The sequence below is a fragment of the Actinoplanes awajinensis subsp. mycoplanecinus genome (genome assembly GCF_001509495.1).
GTDB lineage: Bacteria > Actinomycetota > Actinomycetes > Mycobacteriales > Micromonosporaceae > Actinoplanes > Actinoplanes palleronii.
The window spans coordinates 1-18,533 of sequence record NZ_LLZH01000010.1 but is presented as its reverse complement, the minus strand read 5'-3'; the positions used below and the strand labels follow the sequence as shown (position 1 = coordinate 18,533).

Genomic DNA, 18,533 nt, shown 5'->3' with positions numbered 1-18,533 from the left:
CTTCGAACGATGTCCCCTCGGACGCTAGACCCGGCCACCGACATTTTTCGAGGGATCGACGCGGCGCTACCCCGGACGAGACCACCGGGAGGCAGATGGCGGCGAACGTCGTGAACGGGACAAAAATCCCCAGCAAGATCAACTTCAAGATCATGATGTCGTGCGTCCGCCGGGGTACGGACCGCCGCTCCCGCCGGGACCCCTGCGGGGCCCGCAGGCCGCTGGCGCGTCCACACCGCGACCCCCTCCGGGGCGACGTCCGCGTCCGGTAACGGTCACCCCCGGTCCCCGCCGTGCCCGCTCCCCCACCGCCCGGCTGGTCCTGACGGCCGTTGAACCAGCCGGAATACGGCCGCCAGAGCCAGCCGGGCAGCAACGCGCGCTGCTGCCGCCCCGGAACGCGGAACACCGCGTGGGACGGGTCGGACCGGGGGCTCGTCCGCCTGGTGGGTGCCATGGCGCGGACGAACCCCCGGTCCGAGGTATGACGGGCGGCCCCGCTCTCCGCCGCGAAGTGGTCGCGGGGCCGCCCGGACGTGACCGGATGGCGAACCGCTACCCGTCCACGCCGGTTCTCGATCAGCGGTGGTCGGAGCCCTCCGACTCCACCGCCGCGCGGCCCGCCTCCAGGCGCGCGATCGGCACCCGGAACGGCGAGCAGGACACGTAGTCCAGTCCGACCTCGTGGAAGAAGTGCACCGAGTCCGGGTCACCGCCGTGCTCGCCGCAGACGCCGAGCTTGAGGTCGGGGCGGGCGGCCCGGCCCTCCTCCGCGGCGATCCTCACGAGCCGGCCGACGCCCTCGACGTCGATCGACTCGAACGGGCTGATGCCGAAGATGCCGAGTTCCAGGTAGCGCCAGAAGAACGCGCCCTCGACGTCGTCCCGGGAGAATCCCCAGCCCATCTGGGTGAGGTCGTTGGTGCCGAAGGAGAAGAACTCGGCTGCTTCGGCGATCTGGCCGGCGGTCAGCGCGGCCCGCGGTACCTCGATCATCGTACCGATAAGGATCGTGACGCCGGAGTCGCCGACCACCTCGGCAATGATCTTCTCGGCCTCGGCGCGGACCGTCTCGAGCTCCTGCACCGCGCCGACCAGCGGCACCATGATCTCCGGTCGCGGGGTGCCGCCCTCGGCGGCGAGCGCCACCGCGGCCTCCGCGATCGCCCGGACCTGCATGCCGAACAGTCCGGGAATGACCAGGCCGAGGCGAACCCCGCGCAGGCCCAGCATCGGGTTCTGCTCGTGCATCCGGCGGACCGCGGCGAGCATCTGATCGTCCTTGCCGACCGGCCGGCCCAGCTCGTGCGCGACGGCCACCTTGACCGCGAGCTCCTCCAGCGACGGCAGGAACTCGTGCAGCGGCGGGTCGATCAGCCGGACGGTGACCGGCAGCCCGTTCATCTCCCGGAAGATCTCCAGGAAGTCGGCCCGCTGCAACGGCTGCAGCGCCGCGAGCGCCTGCGACCGGTCCGTCTCGGTACGCGCCAGGATCAGCCGTTCGACGAGCTCACGCCGGTCGCCGAGGAACATGTGCTCGGTACGGCACAGCCCGATGCCCTGCGCGCCGAACCGCCGGGCCCGGGCCGCGTCGGCACCGGTGTCCGCGTTGGTGCGCACCCGCAGCCGGCGCTTCTCGTCGGCGTACGTGAGGATCCGGTGCACCGCCGCGACCAGCGGCTCGTTGGCCAGTTGCGGGTCCAGGTCGCCCTCGAAGTACTGCACCACCTCGCTGGGCCGCACCGGCACCTCACCGAGGTAGACCCGGCCGGTGGTGCCGTCGATCGAGATGACGTCGCCCTCGTTGACGACCGTCTCACCCACCGTGAACGAGGACGCCGCGACCGACACCTCGTCGGCGCCGCAGACGCAGGTCTTGCCCATCCCCCGGGCCACCACCGCGGCGTGCGAGGTCTTGCCGCCGCGGCTGGTCAGGATGCCCTGCGCGGCGATCATGCCGGGCAGGTCGTCCGGGTTGGTCTCGCGCCGCACCAGGATGGCCGGCCGGCCCTCGGCCGCGACCTCGGTCGCCCGCTGCGAGGTGAAGACCACTTCGCCGTACGCCGCGCCGGGCGACGCGCCGACGCCCCGGGTCAGCGACGTGGGGTCGCCGCCGAGGTCGAAGCGCGGGAACATCAGCTGGCCGAGCTGGCTGCCGGTGACCCGGATCAGCGCCTCGTCGAGGTCGATCACACCCTCGTCGATCAGCTGGGCGGCGATGGTGAACGCGGCGGCGGCGGTGCGCTTGCCGACCCGGGTCTGCAGCATCCACAGCTTGCCGCGTTCGATGGTGAACTCGATGTCGCACAGGTCGCGGTAGTGGCCCTCGAGGGTCGCCATGATCTGCATCAGCTCGTCGTAGGAGCGCTTGTCCAGCTTCTCCAGCTCGGCGAGCGCGAGCGTGTTGCGGATGCCGGCCACGACGTCCTCGCCCTGCGCGTTGGCCAGGTAGTCGCCGTAGACGCCCTGCTCACCGCTGCCCGGGTCGCGGGTGAACGCGACGCCGGTGCCGGAGTCGGTGCCGAGGTTGCCGAAGACCATGGCGACCACGTTCACGGCGGTGCCCAGGTCGGCCGGAATGCGTTCCTGCCGGCGGTAGAGCACCGCACGGTCCGCGTTCCAGGACCGGAAGACCGCTTCGACCGCGAGGTCGAGCTGTTCGCGCGGATCCTGCGGGAAGTCGTGCCCGACATGTTTGACAAACACTTTTTTGTACGCCGTGACAAGCGCCTTGAGGTCCTCCGCGTCGAGCTGGACATCGTCCTTGACGCCCTTGGCCACCTTCGCCTCGTGCAGTGCGTCCTCGAATTCGTGGCCCGGCACGTCGCACACCGTCTTGCCGAACATCTGGATCAGCCGGCGGTACGAGTCCCAGGCGAACCGGTCGTTGCCACCGGCCTGCCGGGAGAGCCCGGCCACCGATTCATCGTTGAGCCCGACATTGAGGACGGTCTCCATCATGCCCGGCATCGAGAACTTGGCGCCGGAGCGCACCGAGACCAGCAACGGGTCGGCCGGGTCACCGAGCCGGCGGCCCATCGCCTGCTCCAGCCCGGCCAGGTGCGCGTCGACCTCGCCGGCCAGGCCGTCCACATGCGTGCCGTGCCGCAGGTACTGCTGGCAGGCCTCGGTGGTGATGGTGAAACCGGGAGGCACCGGGAGGCCGAGGTTCGTCATCTCCGCGAGATTGGCGCCTTTGCCACCCAGCAGGTCTTTGAGGTCCTTGTTGCCCTCATGAAAGTCGTAGACGAACTTCATGCCGCACCCACCTCCGCCTAAGAATCCGCGGCTGAATACGTCCTTGCCCCGGGATTCGTAAGGCTAAGCATGGTTGAGGTGAATAGTTAACAGTCCCGTGGCTTTTTCCACACCGGCGCGGAGATGCGTGCTCGGATCACGCTCTCTCCGCGCAGTTATGAGCACCGAGCGAGGGCCGGGTACCGTTTCCGCAATGGAGGGTCTGCGCCGTCGTGCCGAGCGGCGGTTGCGTGGCATCCGGGTGCCGCACCCTTTCGATCTCGACGTTTTCAGCGCTGAAGTGGCCGCCCGGCGCGGCCGCCCGCTGCACCGCCGGCCCCTGCTCGGCCTGAGCGCCGGCGCACCCTGCGGACTGTGGCTCGGCGGGCCCTCCGCCGACTACGTCTTCTACGACCCCGGCACCTCCCCGCTGCACGCCGAGCACATCGTGCTGCACGAGATCGCCCACATCCTGTGCGGGCACTCGGCCGGCCCGGGCCTCGCCCACCTCTTCCCCGACCTCGACCCGGCCCTGGTCGCCCGGGCGCTGGGCCGCAGCGGCCACACCACCGCCGACGAGCGCGAGGCGGAGATGCTGGCGTCGCTGATCCGTACGGCCGGCACGCCGGAGACCGACGACCCGCTGGGCCGGTTCGCCGCCGCGCTCGGGGTGCCCCCGTCGTGACCGTGCTGGCCGTCCTGCTCTGGGCGGTGGTACTGGCCCGGCTGGCCCTGCTGCGCCGGGACCGGCGGCAGCGGCTGCTCTGGGGCAGCCTGTGCGCCGGCGCCACCGCGATCACCATCGCGCTGCCCGCGCTGCAGAGCGGCCGGGACGTGCCCCTCGCCGCGCATCTCTGCGCGATCCTCGGCGCGCACCTGCTGCTCCGGCTGGTCTCGGCGGTGACCGGGGCCGGCCAGGCCGGTGTGCAGTGGGCGCTGGCCGGCGCGGTGCTGCTGGTCATGGCCGTGACCGGCCGGCACGGGGTGCCGGCCGGCCCGGCCCGGCTCACCGCCGGCGTCACCCCGGTCGAGACGGTCTACTGGGTGGTCTTCGAGGGCTACCTGGTGACGGTGCTGGTCCTGGCCGGGTGGGCCTGCGCGACGGTCCGGCGGGCCGCTCCGGCCGGGGCGCTCCGCGGCGGGCTGCTGGCGATGGGCGCCGGGTGCCTGCTGCTGGCCGGGTTCGGCGCCGGCCGGCTGGTGCTGGTGCTGGCCCGCAGCGGCGGGGTGGCCGTGGACTTCACCGCGTGGGACCCGTGGCTCGGCGCCCTGCGCGGCGCCGGGCTGGTGCTCTTCGTGGCCGGCGGGGCGGCGCCCCCGGTCGCCCGGCTGCGGGCGGTGCTGGCGGCGTACCGGTCGTTGCTGGTGCTGCGGCCGTTGTGGGGCGCGGTCCGGCAGGCCTTCCCGCACGTGGTGCTGATGCGCCCGGCGCACTCCGCGCTGGCCTGGCCGGGCGCGGCCGGTGGCCGGCTGCGCGTCTACCGCCGGGTGATCGAGATCCGGGACGGGATGCTGGCGCTGCGCGAGCACCTGCCCGCCTGCCCGGCCGCCCCGCCCGGCGAGGACCCGGCGGTGACCGAGGCCCGGGCGCTGATCGAGGCGCTGCGGCGGCGCGCGCACGGCGAGCCGCCGGCCGACCCGGGCGGCAACTGGGCGCCGGTCGGGCCGGAGATGACCGACGAGGTGGTCTGGCTGTCCCGGGTGAGTGTGGCGTTCCGCGGCCTCAACCGGGCGGCTGCGGGCCGTGCTCGGCTTCCCAGACCTGCCGGATCGCCTCGCTGATCGCCTCCCGGCCGCGGGGCGACACGTCCGCGGCCCGCAGCGCGATCTCGGTCACCCCGGCGGCGCGCAGGCTGCGCAGCAACGCCAGCTGCGCGTCCACCCCGGCGGCCACCTGGTCGTCGAGGAAATACGCCACCGGCACGCCGAAGTAGCCGGCCAGCGCGGTCAGGTGCTGCAGGGTCGGATTGTCCCGGCGGCCGGTGCGCAGCTGCCAGATGTAGGTGTGCGAGATCGGCACACCCTGCTTGTCCCGGATCGCTTCGGCGACCGTCATGTGACTGGGCTCACCGGTGGTGCGGAAAAGCCGATCCAACTTCTCCGCGATGGAGAAGACCCCCTCCGTACCGGCCATTCCGCACCACCCCTGTCGCTCCCTCACGAACGCCATGAGCAGCGGCGCCACCTCGCGGAAGGCAGGCCGATGCACATCCCCCGATGCCGGCGGTCGTAAACTGAGGTTGATGAGCCAGGCATGAGCCTAGGCCACGGCTGAGCATCGCTCAAGGTCAGTCACTGAAGAGGGTCAATTCACGACCCGGGGCCTCTGTGGATCGTCGAGGCCGGAAATTAAGGGCGCCGCTGCGAATTCCACGGGGGAAGAACTCGCAACGGCGCACCGCGAACATTAGACCAACCGCGTCCGGCTGTCTATCCCACCCGCTGGACGACCGAGCCGACCAGCTTCTGCCAGTCGGCCTCGAAGCCGGCCGCGGACTCCGACTTGTTCAGCTGATAGATCGCGTAACTGTCCACCAGCACCACGTTGCGGCTGGTCAGCACGGCCACCGCGATGTCCGCGACACCGGGGTGCGAGGCCTCGTACTTCTTGTGCCGCACGAGCACGAACCCGGACCAACCGGTCTCGTCGAGCTCGCGCACCTCGACGCTCTCGGTGTAGGCCGGCTCGGACTTGTCCGAGGTGACCGCGGCCGGCACCGACAGCGTCGGCTGGCAGCCGTCGGCGACCGCGCGCAGCAGCGCCTGCCCGGCCTGCGCCGCCTTCTCGTCCGGATAGACCAGGGCGAGTTGCTCGAGGGTCTGCGCGCCGGTCTCGCCCTCGTCGGCGAACGACGAGGACACCGGGTCGGCGCCGGGCGGGATCGACGGCGGGGCCACCGTGCCGCCGCAGAAACTGACCATCTGCTGCGGGTCGGCGCTGGCCTCCGGCGCGGTCCAGGTCGGCCCGATGTCGGCGGCCTGCAGGAAGGCGCCGCGCATGGTGGTCACGTCGATCCGGCCGGCGTCCGGCTTGTCGTCGTCGGAGGTGCAGCCGGCGACCGCGAGCAGGGCGAAGGCGGCGGCCACGGCGACCCGGCGAGGTCTGGCGGTCACGAACATCCGGCCATCTTGGCACAGGTTTTTCCGATCGCCGCCAGCCCGGACGGCAGCATCGACAGGGCGTGACGCGGCACCCACCGAGGGCTGCGAAAAAGCGGAGGCGACCGGAGCCCGGACACCGGTAGGGTCGCGTTCCGAACACCACGGCGTGTAGCTCAGCAGTAGAGCGCCCGGCTCTTTACCGGGAGGGGGCGGGGGCGGCACCCGCCACGCCGGCATGAACGAGATCGGCACCGCCTACCCGGAGCGCCGGCGCCGCCTCGCCGACGCGACCGCCGCCTCCCACCTCAACCCGGAGACCCGGGAGCGGGCCCGGGCGAAGGCCGCCCGCTGGGCCGCCGCGATCAGCGCGATGGTGGGCGGGCGCGTCCGGACCGGCTCCCGGACCCCGGTCGCCGACCTGCCCGCCTGGGTCACCCTCGAGGTCCTGCACGGCGGTTTCACCACCGGGACGCCGCTGGCCGGCGGGCCGCTGCAACCCTGGGAGATCGCGTACGCGCGCAAGCACGGCCTGCCGCGCACCCGGGCGGCGATGTTCGAGCACCGGATCAGTGGCCGGCACCGTGACGGCTTGGACGCCCTGGCCGGCACCCCGGCACACGTGGCGCTGCCCGAGGAGGCGGCGCTGCCGGTGATCGCCTGGTTGCGGCGCGCCGGCGACGAGCGGTCCGCGTTGAGCGCGCTGGCCCAGATCCATCCGTACGCCGGGGAGCTCCGCTTCGTCCCCGAGCCGCTCGCCGCGGGGCCGGTGCCCGGGCCGGAGACGGCGTGGCGCCAGCCGGTCGGTGTGGTGCGTGCCGCGCTCGAGCGCCGCCGGCCGAACCCGCGCGTCGAGTCGATGCGCGCCACCCTGGAGGTGTGGAACCTCCACGCCGACCGGATGCTCGCGCTCTGGCTCCGCGCCCTCGTGGACGGCCGGCTGGTCGTACCCGGAAATGACGAATGGAACCGGGACGCGCGCGCCCTCCTGGCGGAACATCGCGACCTCGCGGCGAAGAGTCCGCCGAGCCGGAGGCACGCCGGGCCGAAGGCGAACCTGACCGTGCTGCGGGTCGCCCTCGGTGACGTGCTGGCCGGCCGGGAGTGGCGCCGTGGCCTGGTGCGGACCGTGATCGACGACATGGTGCGGCGACGCGGCGCGCCGGGCAGCCCGGAGCACGCCGGCCTGCGTGCCCGGCAGGCCGGCGTCGCCGCGATCCCGCCGCACCACCTGGCCGCGCACGCCATCGCGGAGCGCCTCGCGACGCTGCCGCAACACACCGGCACGACCGAGATCGATCAGTTGCTCGCGGCCGTGGACGGTGTGCCGGACCGGGTCCGGGCGGTCGCGCGCCGGGCCATCGCCGCGCCGGTCGAAGAGCTGGTCGACGCCGGGCTGGTGTCCTCGGCCGAGGTGCTCGCCGGGCTGGCGCCGCGGATCGCCGCGCAGGCGGTGGCCGCCGCCTACCCGGACCCGGACCTGCGCGCCCTGATGGCCGCGAACTACCTGGCCTTCCGCAACCGCCGCTCGCTGCTGCTGACCGATCTGGGGTCACAGGTCCGGCTCGAGGAGCTGCCCTGGGTGCGCACCGTCGAGGGCCACCGCGGCCCAGGCGGCGACAGCCGGGAGGCCGTGGTCACCGCGTTGCGGCGGCTGGGCGGGCTGACCCTGAGCGCGTTCCCGGGCACGCTGGTCCCGAACCCGATGGTCCGCGAGCTGTCCCAGCTCAGCCGGGAGGCCGGGCTGGCGCTGCCCTGGGTGGAGGAGCTGGCCACGGACATTTTCGACGGCCGGTTCGTGGCGAAGTTCCCGCGCGCCGCCCAGATCGCCGGCGAGCTGCTCTTCGGCACGCTCTACGAGTGGTACTACCGGATCGACTACCGCGAGATCGCCACGATCAAGGTGGAGCGCGCCTACGGGCGGCCGGCGATCTCGTCGCGGTTCGCCGAGATCTGCCGGGAGCGGGCCGGGACGACCTCGGGGTGGGGCTCGCCGGCCGAGAACGGGACGGTGATCGAGCAGGCCCAGATCCTCACCACCCACAACCTGGCGACGCTGGTCAAGGCCGGGGTGACACTCGACCCGGACGGCGCCGGACACTGCTTCGCGACGGCCCGGCGGCTGGCGGGCCGGCCGCTGGACCGGCGGGCGGTGAAGGACATCGCGTACGCCTGGCGTCAGATGATCTTCCATCTGTCGGTGACCGGTGACGCGGAGCGGTTCGTGGCCGGGCTGCCGGACGACGGACCACTCGGCCCGGCGGTCGACGGGCTGCGCGCGGCGGTCCGCGGTGAGCAGGTGACGCCGTTCACCGGCTGGTCGACGACCCGGCACTGGATGCTGCCGCCGCGCTGAGCCGGTTTCACCGGCGGACCGGCAACCGTCGCGCCGGGACCGGATCACCGCTAGCGTGGCGGTAGGCGTCGACGAGGAGGCCTGCGATGACCGGTATCGATGAACTGGCGGCTCGGCTGCGCGCCGAGATCGGCACGCAGCGGGTGCTCACCGACCGCCAGGAGCTGCGCACGTACGAATGCGACGGCCTGGCCCACTACAAGGTCATCCCGGCGCTGGTGGCCCTCCCGGTCACCGCCGCGCAGGTCGCCGCCGTGGTCCGGGCCTGCGCCGCGACCGGCACCCCGTTCGTCGCCCGCGGTTCCGGCACCGGGCTGTCCGGCGGCGCCCTGCCACACGCCGACGGCGTGCTGATCGTGACGTCCCGGCTGCGCGAGATCGTCGAGGTCCGGCCGGAGGACGAGCGCGCCGTCGTGCAGCCCGGTGTGATCAACCTGGACGTCACCAAGGCCGCCACGCCGCACGGCTACTACTACGCCCCCGACCCGTCCAGCCAGCAGATCTGCTCGATCGGCGGCAACGTCGCGGAGAACTCCGGCGGCGCGCACTGCCTGAAGTACGGCTTCACCACCAACCACGTCACCGGCCTGGAGGTGGTCACCCCGGACGGCGAGCGGGTCCGGCTGGGTGGCGCCGCACCGGACACCCCGGGGTACGACCTGCTCGGCGCGTTCGTCGGCTCGGAGGGCACGCTCGGGGTGGCCACCGAGGTGACCGTCCGGCTGACCCGGCTGCCCGAGACGGTGCGCACCCTGCTCGCCGCGTTCGGCTCCACCGACCAGGCCGGCGCCGCCACCTCGGCGATCATCGCGGCCGGTGTGGTGCCGGCCGCGATCGAGATGATGGACGCGCTCGCCATCGAGGCCGCCGAGGCCGCCGTGCACTGCGGATACCCGGCCGGCGCGGGCGCTGTCCTGATCGTCGAACTGGACGGGCCGGCGGCCGAGGTGGACGCACAGTTCGACGAGGTCAGCGCGCTCTGCACGGCGCACGGCGCGTTCGAGACCCGGGTCGCGGCCGACGACGCCGAGCGGGCGCTGATCTGGCGGGGCCGCAAGTCGGCGTTCGCCGCGGTCGGCCGGATCAGCCCGGACTACATCGTGCAGGACGGCGTGATCCCGCGAACCGCGCTGCCCGAGGTGCTGCGCCGGATCGGCGAGGTCGCCGACGGCCACGGGGTGCGGGTGGCGAACGTGTTCCACGCCGGCGACGGCAACCTGCACCCGCTCGTGCTCTTCGACGCCGAGGTGCCCGGCCAGGCCGAACGCGCCGAGACGGTGTCCGCGGCGATCCTCGACCTGTGCATCGAGCACGGCGGTTCGATCACCGGCGAGCACGGCGTCGGTATCGACAAGGCGAAGTACATGCCGCGGATGTTCACCGACGCCGATCTGGACACCATGCAGCTGCTGCGGTGCGCGTTCGACCCGGACGGGCTGGCGAATCCGGGCAAGGTGTTCCCGACGCCACGGCTGTGCGGCGAACAGCCGGGCCGGCGGCAGGGCACCCACCCGCTGCAGTCCTCCGGCGTAGCGGAGATCTTCTGATGCCCCCGCCGCCCGTGATCCTCGCCCGCACCGCGCCTTTCCCCCCGGCCATGACCGGTTCGCTCACGGCGCCGCCGGTGGCCTGGAGCGCCGGCTGATGGCTGCGCTCGACGAGCTGACCACGCCGGCCGGGGACGACGACGTGGTGGGCGGGGTGCCGGCCCGGCTGGTCGCGGCGCCGCGGGACACCGCGGAGGCGGCTGCGCTGATCACGGCCGCGCGGGGCCTGAGTGTGGTGATCCGGGGCGGCGGCACCAAACTGGACTGGGGCCCGCCACCGCGCGACCTCGACCTGATCATCGACACCCGGCGGCTGACCGGTGTGGTCGAGCACGCCGCCGGCGACCTGATCACCGTGGTCCGGGCCGGCACCCCGATGGCCGAGCTGCACCGGCTGCCCGGTCAGCAGCTCGCGCTGGACGCGCCACCGGCGGCGACGGCCGGGGGCACTGTCGCGGCGAACGCGTCCGGTCCGCGCCGGCTGCGCTACGGGACGGCCCGCGACCTGCTGATCGGGATCACCGTGGTCCGGCCGGACGGAACGGTCACCAAGGCGGGCGGCAAGGTCGTCAAGAACGTCGCCGGTTATGACCTGGGCAAGCTCTACACCGGCGCCTTCGGCACCCTCGGGCTGATCACCGCCTGCGTCTTCCGGTTGCATCCGGTGCCGGCCGCTTCCGCTTTCGTACGGGCGGCAGCCCCGCCCGGTCACGCCGCGCGAGTCCTGGCCGGGCAGTTCGCGGCGAGTGCCCTCGAAGTCAACGCGGAGCCGGGCGCGGAGCCGGAGCTGGCCGTGCTGCTCGATGGGACACCGGCCGGGGTGCGGGAACGGGCGGCCGCCGTGGCCGCGGTGCTGGACGGCGAGGTGTCGGCGGAGCCGCCGGAGTGGTGGGACGTGCTGCCCTGGGCGCCCGACGGCGTGGGCGTGAAGCTGACCGGCGCGTTGTCGCAGGTGCCGGCGCTGGTGGCGACGGCGGTGGGCGCGGGCGCGACGGTGCGGGGGTCGGCCGGGACGGGGGTGCTCTACGCGGGCTTCCCGGCGGCCGGCACTCCCCCGGGCTCCTCACCGTCCTCCGCGTCGCCGCCTTCCGCGTCGCCGCCTTCCGCGTCGCCGCCTTATGCGTCGCCGCCTTATGTGTCGCCCTCGGGCGCGTCGCCTACTTCCGCGTCGCCTTCTTCGGGGGCGGTCTCCGCTCGGGCGCCCTTGTCGGCGTCGGGGGTGGTGGAGGCCGGGCGGGCGGTGGAGTTGTTGCGGGCCGCGGCGATCCGGGCCGGCGGGCACGCCGTCGTGCTGACCGCGCCGGCCGGGGTGCGCGACACCCTCGACATGTGGGGGCCGGTGCCGGGGCTCGAGCTGATGCGCCGGGTCAAGGACCGGTTCGATCCGGAGCACCGGTTCGCGCCGGGCCGATTCGTGGGAGGCATCTGATGGCCGACCTGGACGCCACCCGGGGCACCGGGTCCGGCCTGCCCGACGCGCTGCGGGCGGCCGGGAACGCGGGCGCGGCGGGCGCTTTCGACGATCATCACCGGCCGCGGGCCGACCAGGTGGCGGACTGTGTGCACTGCGGGTTCTGCCTGACCACCTGCCCGACCTACGTGTTGTGGGGCGAGGAGATGGACTCGCCGCGTGGCCGGATCCACCTGATCGCGCAGGGGCTCGAGGGCGAACCGCTGAGCACGTCGATGGTCACCCACGTGGACCGCTGCCTCGGCTGCATGGCGTGTGTGACCGCGTGCCCGTCCGGAGTGCGCTACGACCAGCTGATCGAGGACACCCGCGCGCAGGTGGAACGACGCCATCCCCGTGGCGCACGGGACCGGGCGCTGCGGGCGGCGATCTTCGCGCTGTTCCCGTATCCGCGACGGTTGCGGTTGCTGCGCGGGCCGCTGTGGGCGTACCAGAGGTCGGGCCTGCAGGCGCTCATCGGTCGTACACAATTGTTGGAACGTCTCGCACCGACTCTCGCGACCTTGAATGCTCTCGCGCCCCGGCTGCGCGGCGTGCCGCGGCCGCCGCGCCGGGTCGCCGCCCACGGTGACCGGCGGGCGGTGGTGGGCATGCTGACCGGTTGTGTTCAGTCGGCGTTCTTCCCGGACGTCAATGCCGCAACGGTACGGATCCTCGCCGCCGAAGGCTGTGACGTGCTGATCCCTCCCGGCCAGGGCTGTTGCGGGGCGCTGAGTGTGCACAACGGACGGCGCGCCGAGGCGGAGCGGTTCGCCCGGCGGCTGATCGACACGTTCGAGCGGTCCGGCATGGACTATTTCGTGGTCAACGCGGCCGGGTGCGGGTCATCTCTGAAGGAGTACGGGGCACTGCTCGCGGACGATCCGGCGTATGCGACGCGGGCCGCCACGTTCGCCGCGAAGGTACGGGACCTGGCCGAGCTTCTGATCGAAATCGGACCAGTCGCGGAACGGCACCCGCTGCCGGTGACGGTCGCCTATCACGACGCCTGCCATCTCGGGCACGCTCAGGGGATCCGGGCGCAGCCACGCACGCTGCTGCGCGGTGTCCCCGGCCTGGAACTGCGGGAGATCGCCGACCCGGAGATCTGCTGCGGATCGGCCGGGGTGTGGAACGTGCTGAACCCGGAGCCGGCCGCCGCACTCGGCGACCGCAAGGCCGCCGCGGTCCTGGCCACCGGCGCGTCGCTTCTGGTCACCGCGAACCCGGGCTGCCTGATGCAGGTCGCGGCGGCGGTCCGGCGGCAGGGCGGCGAGATCGCCCTGGCACACACCGCGCAGGTCCTCGACGCGTCGATCCGCGGTCTGGGCCCAGCCGCCCTGACGGACCGCTGACCACGCCCCTTGTCAATCACTCGAGGCCGGTGCGGTGTCTCCGCCCGCACGTCGCGAGTGAATGGCGCTTGACCTTCTCCCAAGGGGAAGGTTCACGCTGGTGGTAGCGGCGGATCCGGGATCGGGTCCGGTGGAGGCCGCGCGATCAGCGGGAGGTGAGCCGGTTGACGATCTCGGTGGGCGGGAGGTCGCCGGTGGATTCCGGGGCGCCCTGGGCGAGCGGGGTGGTCGCGATGTCGGCGTAGACGTCCGCGAGGGCCTGGAACAACGCGGGGGTCAGTCCGGCGCCGGCCTGGGTCGCGGCGATCTCGCGCATCTCGTCGACGAAGCGGGCGGCCTTCGTCGCGGAGCGGGCGATCCCGGCCGATCCGGTGAAGCCGTTGCGCGCCAGGTCCGCGAGCACCGGGTCGAGCACGCCGTGGTGTCCGGCGGTGCGCAGCGCCTGGGTGAGCAGCGCGGTCAGGCCCTTGTAGACACCGGCGGTGCACATCTTCAGGGCGCTGGCGGTGCCGATCTCCGGACCGAGGACGACCGGTTCGACCTGCCCGTCCCAGGGCAGCGCGGCGACCTCGGCGGCTCGGAGCCCGGACAGGTAGACGTGCGCGCCAGGCGCGGTGGTCGGCGGCGGCCCGGAGATCGACCCGTCCACGACCGGCAGCCCGTCCAGCGCGCGGGCGATCACGGCCATCGTCTCCGGCGAGACCGCGTTGAGGTCAGCCACAACCGGCAGCCCAGCGCCCGCCCCACGGCCCGAACCACCGCCAACCTCGCGGCCTGGGTCGGTGGTTGCCTCGCGGCCCGAGCCACCGCCAACCTCGCGGCCTGGGTCGGTGATTGCCTCGCGGCCCGAGCCCCCGCCGGCCTCGCGGCCTGGGTCGGTGATTGCCTCGCGGGCCGAGCCACCGCCGGCCTCGCGGCCTGGGTCGGTGATTGCCTCGCGGGCCGAGCTTGTGCCGGACCCGCGGGTCGAGCCGGCGCCGGGGTCGGCGTGGAGGCCGGCGGCACGGGCTGCGGTGGCGACGGCGTGGGCGGTGGCGACGGCCTGGCCGGGCGGGACCACCGAGAGGATCACGTCGCTGGCGGCCAGCACGGCGGCGAGGCTCGGCAACACCTCCAGGCCGGCGTCGGTGGCGAGCCGGGCGCTGCGGGCGGAGCGGCCGTCCAGGGTGGTCACCACGCGAGCGCCGCCCGTGCGCAGTGCCTGGCCGAGCCCGGCGCCCATGAAGCCGGGACTCACGATCCCCACGGTTGTCATCCCCCGATTCTGACCGAGGCCACCGACCGCTCACCCCGGAGGACCGGCACCATCGGGCACCCATTGATATACATTGATGGGAGCGCTCCCAGGCCACGCGCTCCACCGCGCGTGCGCCGCCATCGCTTCCATTCGGAGGTACCACCATGCAACGACGAAGGCTGGCCGTCCTCGCCAGCGTCTGCACCCTCGTCACCGGCGCCCTGTTCGCGACCGCCACCAGGGCGGACGCGGCGACCGGATGCTCCGTGAAGTACACCGTCTCCAGCCAGTGGCCGGGCGGCTTCGGCGCCGCGGTCGAGGTCACCAACCTCGGTGATCCGGTGACCTCGTGGTCGCTGACCTTCACGTTCACCGCCGGGCAGAGCATCACCCAGCTCTGGAACGGCTCGGTGAGCCAGTCCGGGACGGCCGTGACCGTACGAAATGCGTCCTGGAACGGAGCGGTCGCGACCGGCGGCACAACCTCGTTCGGTTTCAACGGCGCCTGGACCGGCACGAACCCCGTGCCCACCGCCTTCGCCCTGAACGGGGCGGCCTGCACCGGCACGGTGACCCCGTCGGGCACGCCGTCGGGCACCCCGTCCTCGACACCACCGGCCGGCGCGAAAACCAAGATCATGGCGCTGGGTGACTCGATCACCGGCTCGCCGGGCTGCTGGCGTGCGCTGCTCTGGCAGAAGCTCCCCGCCGAGCAGGTCGACTTCGTCGGGACGCTGCCCGGTCAGGGCTGCGGTTTCGCGTACGACGGTGAGAACGAGGGGCACGGCGGCTACCTGGTCACCAACGTCGCGAGCCAGAACCAGCTGGTCGGCTGGCTCGCCGCGACCGGGCCGGACGTGGTGCTGATGCACTTCGGCACGAACGACGTGTGGAGCAACCTGCCCACCGCGACGATCCTGTCCGCGTACACCACCTTGGTCGGCCAGATGCGGGCCGCCAACCCGGCCATGAAGATCCTGGTCGCGCAGATCATCCCGATGAACCCGTCGACCTGCGCCGAGTGCGCGCAGCGGGTGGTCACCCTGAACGCCGCGATCCCGGCCTGGGCCGCCGGCCTGACCACGACCGCGTCACCGATCACCGTGGTGGACCAGTGGACCGGTTTCGACACGGCCACCGACACCTACGACGGCGTGCACCCCAACGACGCCGGCAACGTCAAAATCGCCAACCGGTGGTATCCGGCGCTCGACGCCGCGCTCCCGTGACCGTTCCTGCCCCTCGCTCCTGACCGCCCCCGGCCGCCCGGCCTTCCCCTTGACCGCCTTCCGCAACCGACGGGCTCGGCCCTGCCTGCGCGGGCCGGCCGGGGTCGGCCGGGGTCGGGCCGGTCGGGTCGGTCGGTGTGGTCGGTGTGGTCGGGTCCTTGGCTGTCGGCGGGATTCAGGTTCGGTGGACGGCGACGGCGTAGAAGCGGGCGAACGCCGCGTCGGTCACCGTGGGCCAGGGCAGGGCGGCCATCGCCGCGGTCGCCGCCTCGGCCACCTCGCCGTTGACCCGTACCTCGGCGGTCAGCGAGTCCGGGGTGACACAGAGGAACACCTTGACGCCGTTGTTCTGCTCCCGGTCGAGGGCGGGAAGCAGCTGCGGCGCGATCGTCCGGAGCAGCAGGTGGCCGAGCATCGCGTCCTGTACCGCCGTGGCGCTCGGCTCGTCCGGTCCATACGCGACCACCTCGGAGATGAGTGTGTGCCAGCCCGGCAGCCCGGCCGGGTCGTCCTCGTCGAAGTGACCGGCGAACTCTCCGGACCCGCCGGCCGCCATCTCCAGGAAACACGCGCCGGACGTCTGCTTCCAGATGTCCAGCGCCACGCCGAGGGCCTCACGCGGTTCGCCGAAGCCGCTGACACAGTCCTCGATCAACCCTTCACCCGCGCGGTCGAGCCGAGTGGAGAACGCCAGATCGAAGTGGTTGTCGTGCGGTGTGTGATTCGGCAGCGCCATCACCGCCCACGGCACGTGCCGACCGAGCAGCATGCCGTTCTTGACCACGGCGGGCGCGGCGAGGTCCGGCGCCAGCTCCCTGATCGTCTCGCGGACCTGCCACATGATCTCGTCATCCGACGGCCGGCCGGTGGGATCCGGCTGCGCGGGCCGGCGCCTTCTCCAGAACACCGGCCCACCCTAAAGATCTCCCCCCATTCCCGCCAGCAACAGAGGTCGAGCCACCGCGAATCCCCACGCAACGCGGCTAGCGCTCCGCCCGCAACCCCACCCGCAAGCAACGACGGGGCGCCCACCGCCCACAATCAGCCCTCCGCGGGCGGCAGAACCACTCACCGCCCTCAAAGGACAGCACCGCCTCGGCTACCAGCCCATGAAGGGCGACAGAAGCACTCACTCAACGCTCGACGGGCAGCGGAGCACTCGTTCAGCGCTCGACGGGCGGCGGAAGCAATCACTTGGCGCTCGGCGGGCGGCAGGGATCCGCCATCGGCCAGGCTTCAGGGCGCCACCAGCCCGCGATCATCGTTGTGCGGACAGCCACCGCCCGCACAGGGCCGGCAGCAGTTCGCGATCGCCCTGCCGACGGCGCAGGGGCGCACGATGCCCGATCGGCTGCGCCTGCCGCTGCTGGGCAGGGCGGTGAGAGTCCGCAATGCCAGATCGCGTGCGGCTACCGCCCACCTGGGGCAAGGCGGCAAGGCCGCGCGGTTAGGGCGGTGGTGTGGTTGTCAAGGGTGTGGGTGGGAGGGCGTAGTGGCCGGGGCTGGTTCTGGTGATGTAGCCCTTTTTGGTCATGTCGTTGAGTTTGTGGCGGGTTTTGGTGGGGTCGTGGCCGGTGTGTTGTGCGGTTTGCTGGATGGTTCGTGGCTGGTCGGGGTGGGTGTTGAGGTAGTTGAGGATGGTGTGGGTGAGTTGGCCGGTGGGGATGCCGCGTTCGGGCCGGGGTCGTGGTGGTGGGGTGTGGGTGCGGGCGTTGATGGTGTGGGTGCGGGTGGTGATGGTGGTGCTGGTGGTGGGCCGGGGGTCGTCGGGGCGGGGTTTGGCGTAGCGGGCGGCGGGGGTTTTCAATACGCGTTTGCTGGTGCGGTCGCGGCGGTCGCCGAGGGTGTTGGTGGCGGCGGTGCCGATGCGCGCGGGTGTGTGCCGGTGGGGGTCGGGCAGGATGCCTGCGGCGTTGATGACCTGGTTGTGGGCGTGTTGCAGGGCGATGGTGAATCCGGCCCGGTCGGGGTCGGTGCCGGGCTGGTGTTCGCTCGCTTCGGTCATCGCGGCGCGTAGCAGCTGGTAGAGGATGAGCAGGGCCCAGAGTTCTTGTTGCAGACCGTCTGGGGTCGCGGAACGCAGGACCCGGCCGTGGAACAGGGTGTGGCGCAGGGCGTAGAACGCGGATTCGATTTCCCAGCGTTCGTGGTAGAGGCGTAGCAGGGTCGTGGCGTGGTGTGTGTGGTGGTCGGTGAGGGTGGTCGCGAGCCGGTATTCGGCGTGCAAGACGTCGCCGGTGCTGGTTGTGGTGGTGATGGTGGCTTCGATGATGCGCAGGGTGAGGCCGTCGAAGTTGGTCAGGTAGCTGCCGTCGGGTAGTGGGGTGTCGACGCTGGGGCGGCGGCTGCGGCTGATCCGCACGAGTAGGTGTGCTCTGGTCGCGGCGGCTTTCAGGAAGCCGGTGTCGGCGAACCCGCGGTCGGCCAGGAGCAGCATGTCGCGGGTCAGCAGGTGCAGGAGTTTGCCGGCGTAGCCGGTTTCTCCGCCCTCGCCGATCGGTCCGAACCGGACGCCTATCAGCCCGCGGGTGCCGGTCTCGACCAGAGCCATCAGCATCAGCTGCGGGTAGCCGGCCCAGCCGAGCTTCGACCGGATCCGTCCCAGCCAGTGGTGCTGGGCAGTGGTGTCGGCGGCTTTGAACGAGGCGCAGCCGTCGAACGCGACGGTTCGCAGGCTCCGGTAGGACACTCCGGGAGTGTCCGGGCGAGCGAGTGGGCCCGCGAGGACCTCGAACAGTGCTTTGAACGGGCCCGGGCCGACCCGGCGCCGCGCGTCTCGCAGCGCCGACTCGGCCGGTTTCGGCACCGTCAGGCCCGCTTCGATCAATTCGGCGACGAGTTTGTCCCAGACCAGCGCGTATCCCAAGTTCGGGAAAAGCCCGAGCGCGATCACGAAATACACCACTACCCGCGAGGGCAGCACTCTGAGTCGTTGCTGGACCCGTCCGGTCTCGGCCAGAACCGCATCGACGAGGTCGAACGGTAGAAACGGTGTCAATCCTCCCAGGTGTCCGGGAGCGAAC

At 72.4% G+C, this 18,533-nt stretch carries 13 protein-coding genes and 1 tRNA gene; 8 read left to right on the top strand and 6 right to left on the bottom strand.

All coding sequences use genetic code 11. From position 1 onward, the window contains the following. Nucleotides 1-579: 579 nt before the first annotated feature. Nucleotides 580-3,258 (bottom strand): pyruvate, phosphate dikinase, encoded by a 2,679-nt coding sequence (ppdK, locus tag ADL15_RS03090; protein ID WP_067684931.1) that lies wholly within the window; start codon nucleotides 3,256-3,258, stop codon nucleotides 580-582. Nucleotides 3,259-3,451: 193 nt separating this feature from the next. Here ppdK and ADL15_RS03085 point away from each other — a divergent pair, with 193 nt between their 5' ends. Together ADL15_RS03085 and ADL15_RS53915 are read left to right on the top strand one after the other, a co-directional pair. Next, entirely contained in the window at nucleotides 3,452-3,922 is a 471-nt protein-coding gene (locus tag ADL15_RS03085) for a hypothetical protein (RefSeq protein WP_067684930.1), read from the top strand. After that, entirely contained in the window at nucleotides 3,919-5,019 is a 1,101-nt protein-coding gene (locus ADL15_RS53915; protein WP_067684928.1) for an MAB_1171c family putative transporter, read from the top strand. Before ADL15_RS03085 ends, ADL15_RS53915 begins: the two co-directional genes overlap by 4 nt. Here ADL15_RS53915 and ADL15_RS03075 read toward each other — a convergent pair. Together ADL15_RS03075 and ADL15_RS03070 are read right to left on the bottom strand one after the other, a co-directional pair. After that, nucleotides 4,961-5,371: a helix-turn-helix domain-containing protein gene (locus ADL15_RS03075; protein ID WP_067684926.1), complete on the bottom strand. Its 411-nt coding sequence runs from the start codon at nucleotides 5,369-5,371 to the stop codon at nucleotides 4,961-4,963. The genes ADL15_RS53915 and ADL15_RS03075 overlap by 59 nt on opposite strands. Before the next feature lie 296 nt (nucleotides 5,372-5,667). Then, a complete protein-coding gene (locus tag ADL15_RS03070; RefSeq protein ID WP_067684925.1) occupies nucleotides 5,668-6,357 on the bottom strand; it encodes a hypothetical protein in 690 nt (229 codons plus the stop codon). 144 nt (nucleotides 6,358-6,501) lie between these two features. Here ADL15_RS03070 and ADL15_RS03065 point away from each other — a divergent pair. The 5 genes from ADL15_RS03065 to ADL15_RS03045 all read left to right on the top strand — a co-directional run bounded on the left by ADL15_RS03065 (nucleotide 6,502) and on the right by ADL15_RS03045 (nucleotide 13,044). Beyond that, nucleotides 6,502-6,573: transfer RNA gene (locus ADL15_RS03065), tRNA-Lys, on the top strand. 1 nt (nucleotide 6,574) lies between these two features. Then, nucleotides 6,575-8,692: a hypothetical protein gene (locus tag ADL15_RS03060; protein ID WP_067684923.1), complete on the top strand. Its 2,118-nt coding sequence runs from the start codon at nucleotides 6,575-6,577 to the stop codon at nucleotides 8,690-8,692. A gap of 86 nt (nucleotides 8,693-8,778) precedes the next feature. Beyond that, nucleotides 8,779-10,239: an FAD-linked oxidase C-terminal domain-containing protein gene (locus tag ADL15_RS03055; protein WP_067684921.1), complete on the top strand. Its 1,461-nt coding sequence runs from the start codon at nucleotides 8,779-8,781 to the stop codon at nucleotides 10,237-10,239. A gap of 97 nt (nucleotides 10,240-10,336) precedes the next feature. Beyond that, nucleotides 10,337-11,668 carry an FAD-binding oxidoreductase gene (locus tag ADL15_RS03050; protein WP_067684919.1) on the top strand — a complete coding sequence of 444 codons (1,332 nt, stop codon included), beginning with the start codon at nucleotides 10,337-10,339 and terminating at the stop codon, nucleotides 11,666-11,668. Then, complete coding sequence (locus tag ADL15_RS03045; RefSeq protein ID WP_083970857.1) at nucleotides 11,668-13,044, top strand: (Fe-S)-binding protein; 1,377 nt, start codon at nucleotides 11,668-11,670, stop codon at nucleotides 13,042-13,044. Before ADL15_RS03050 ends, ADL15_RS03045 begins: the two co-directional genes overlap by 1 nt. A gap of 145 nt (nucleotides 13,045-13,189) precedes the next feature. Here the strand turns inward: ADL15_RS03045 and ADL15_RS54960 are convergent, their stop codons facing one another. Then, nucleotides 13,190-14,299, bottom strand: coding sequence for a DUF1932 domain-containing protein (locus ADL15_RS54960; RefSeq protein ID WP_232343868.1), 1,110 nt, complete (start codon nucleotides 14,297-14,299; stop codon nucleotides 13,190-13,192). 146 nt (nucleotides 14,300-14,445) lie between these two features. Between ADL15_RS54960 and ADL15_RS03035 the strand changes: the two genes are divergently transcribed. Beyond that, nucleotides 14,446-15,510 carry a cellulose binding domain-containing protein gene (locus ADL15_RS03035; RefSeq protein ID WP_067684917.1) on the top strand — a complete coding sequence of 355 codons (1,065 nt, stop codon included), beginning with the start codon at nucleotides 14,446-14,448 and terminating at the stop codon, nucleotides 15,508-15,510. Nucleotides 15,511-15,685: 175 nt separating this feature from the next. Here the strand turns inward: ADL15_RS03035 and ADL15_RS03030 are convergent, their stop codons facing one another. After that, nucleotides 15,686-16,417 (bottom strand): DUF6348 family protein, encoded by a 732-nt coding sequence (locus tag ADL15_RS03030; protein ID WP_157441124.1) that lies wholly within the window; start codon nucleotides 16,415-16,417, stop codon nucleotides 15,686-15,688. Between the two features lie 540 nt (nucleotides 16,418-16,957). Continuing rightward, nucleotides 16,958-18,533, bottom strand: a 1,576-nt coding sequence (locus ADL15_RS56335; RefSeq protein ID WP_157441123.1) for an IS4 family transposase, incomplete at its 5' end; no start/stop codon positions are given.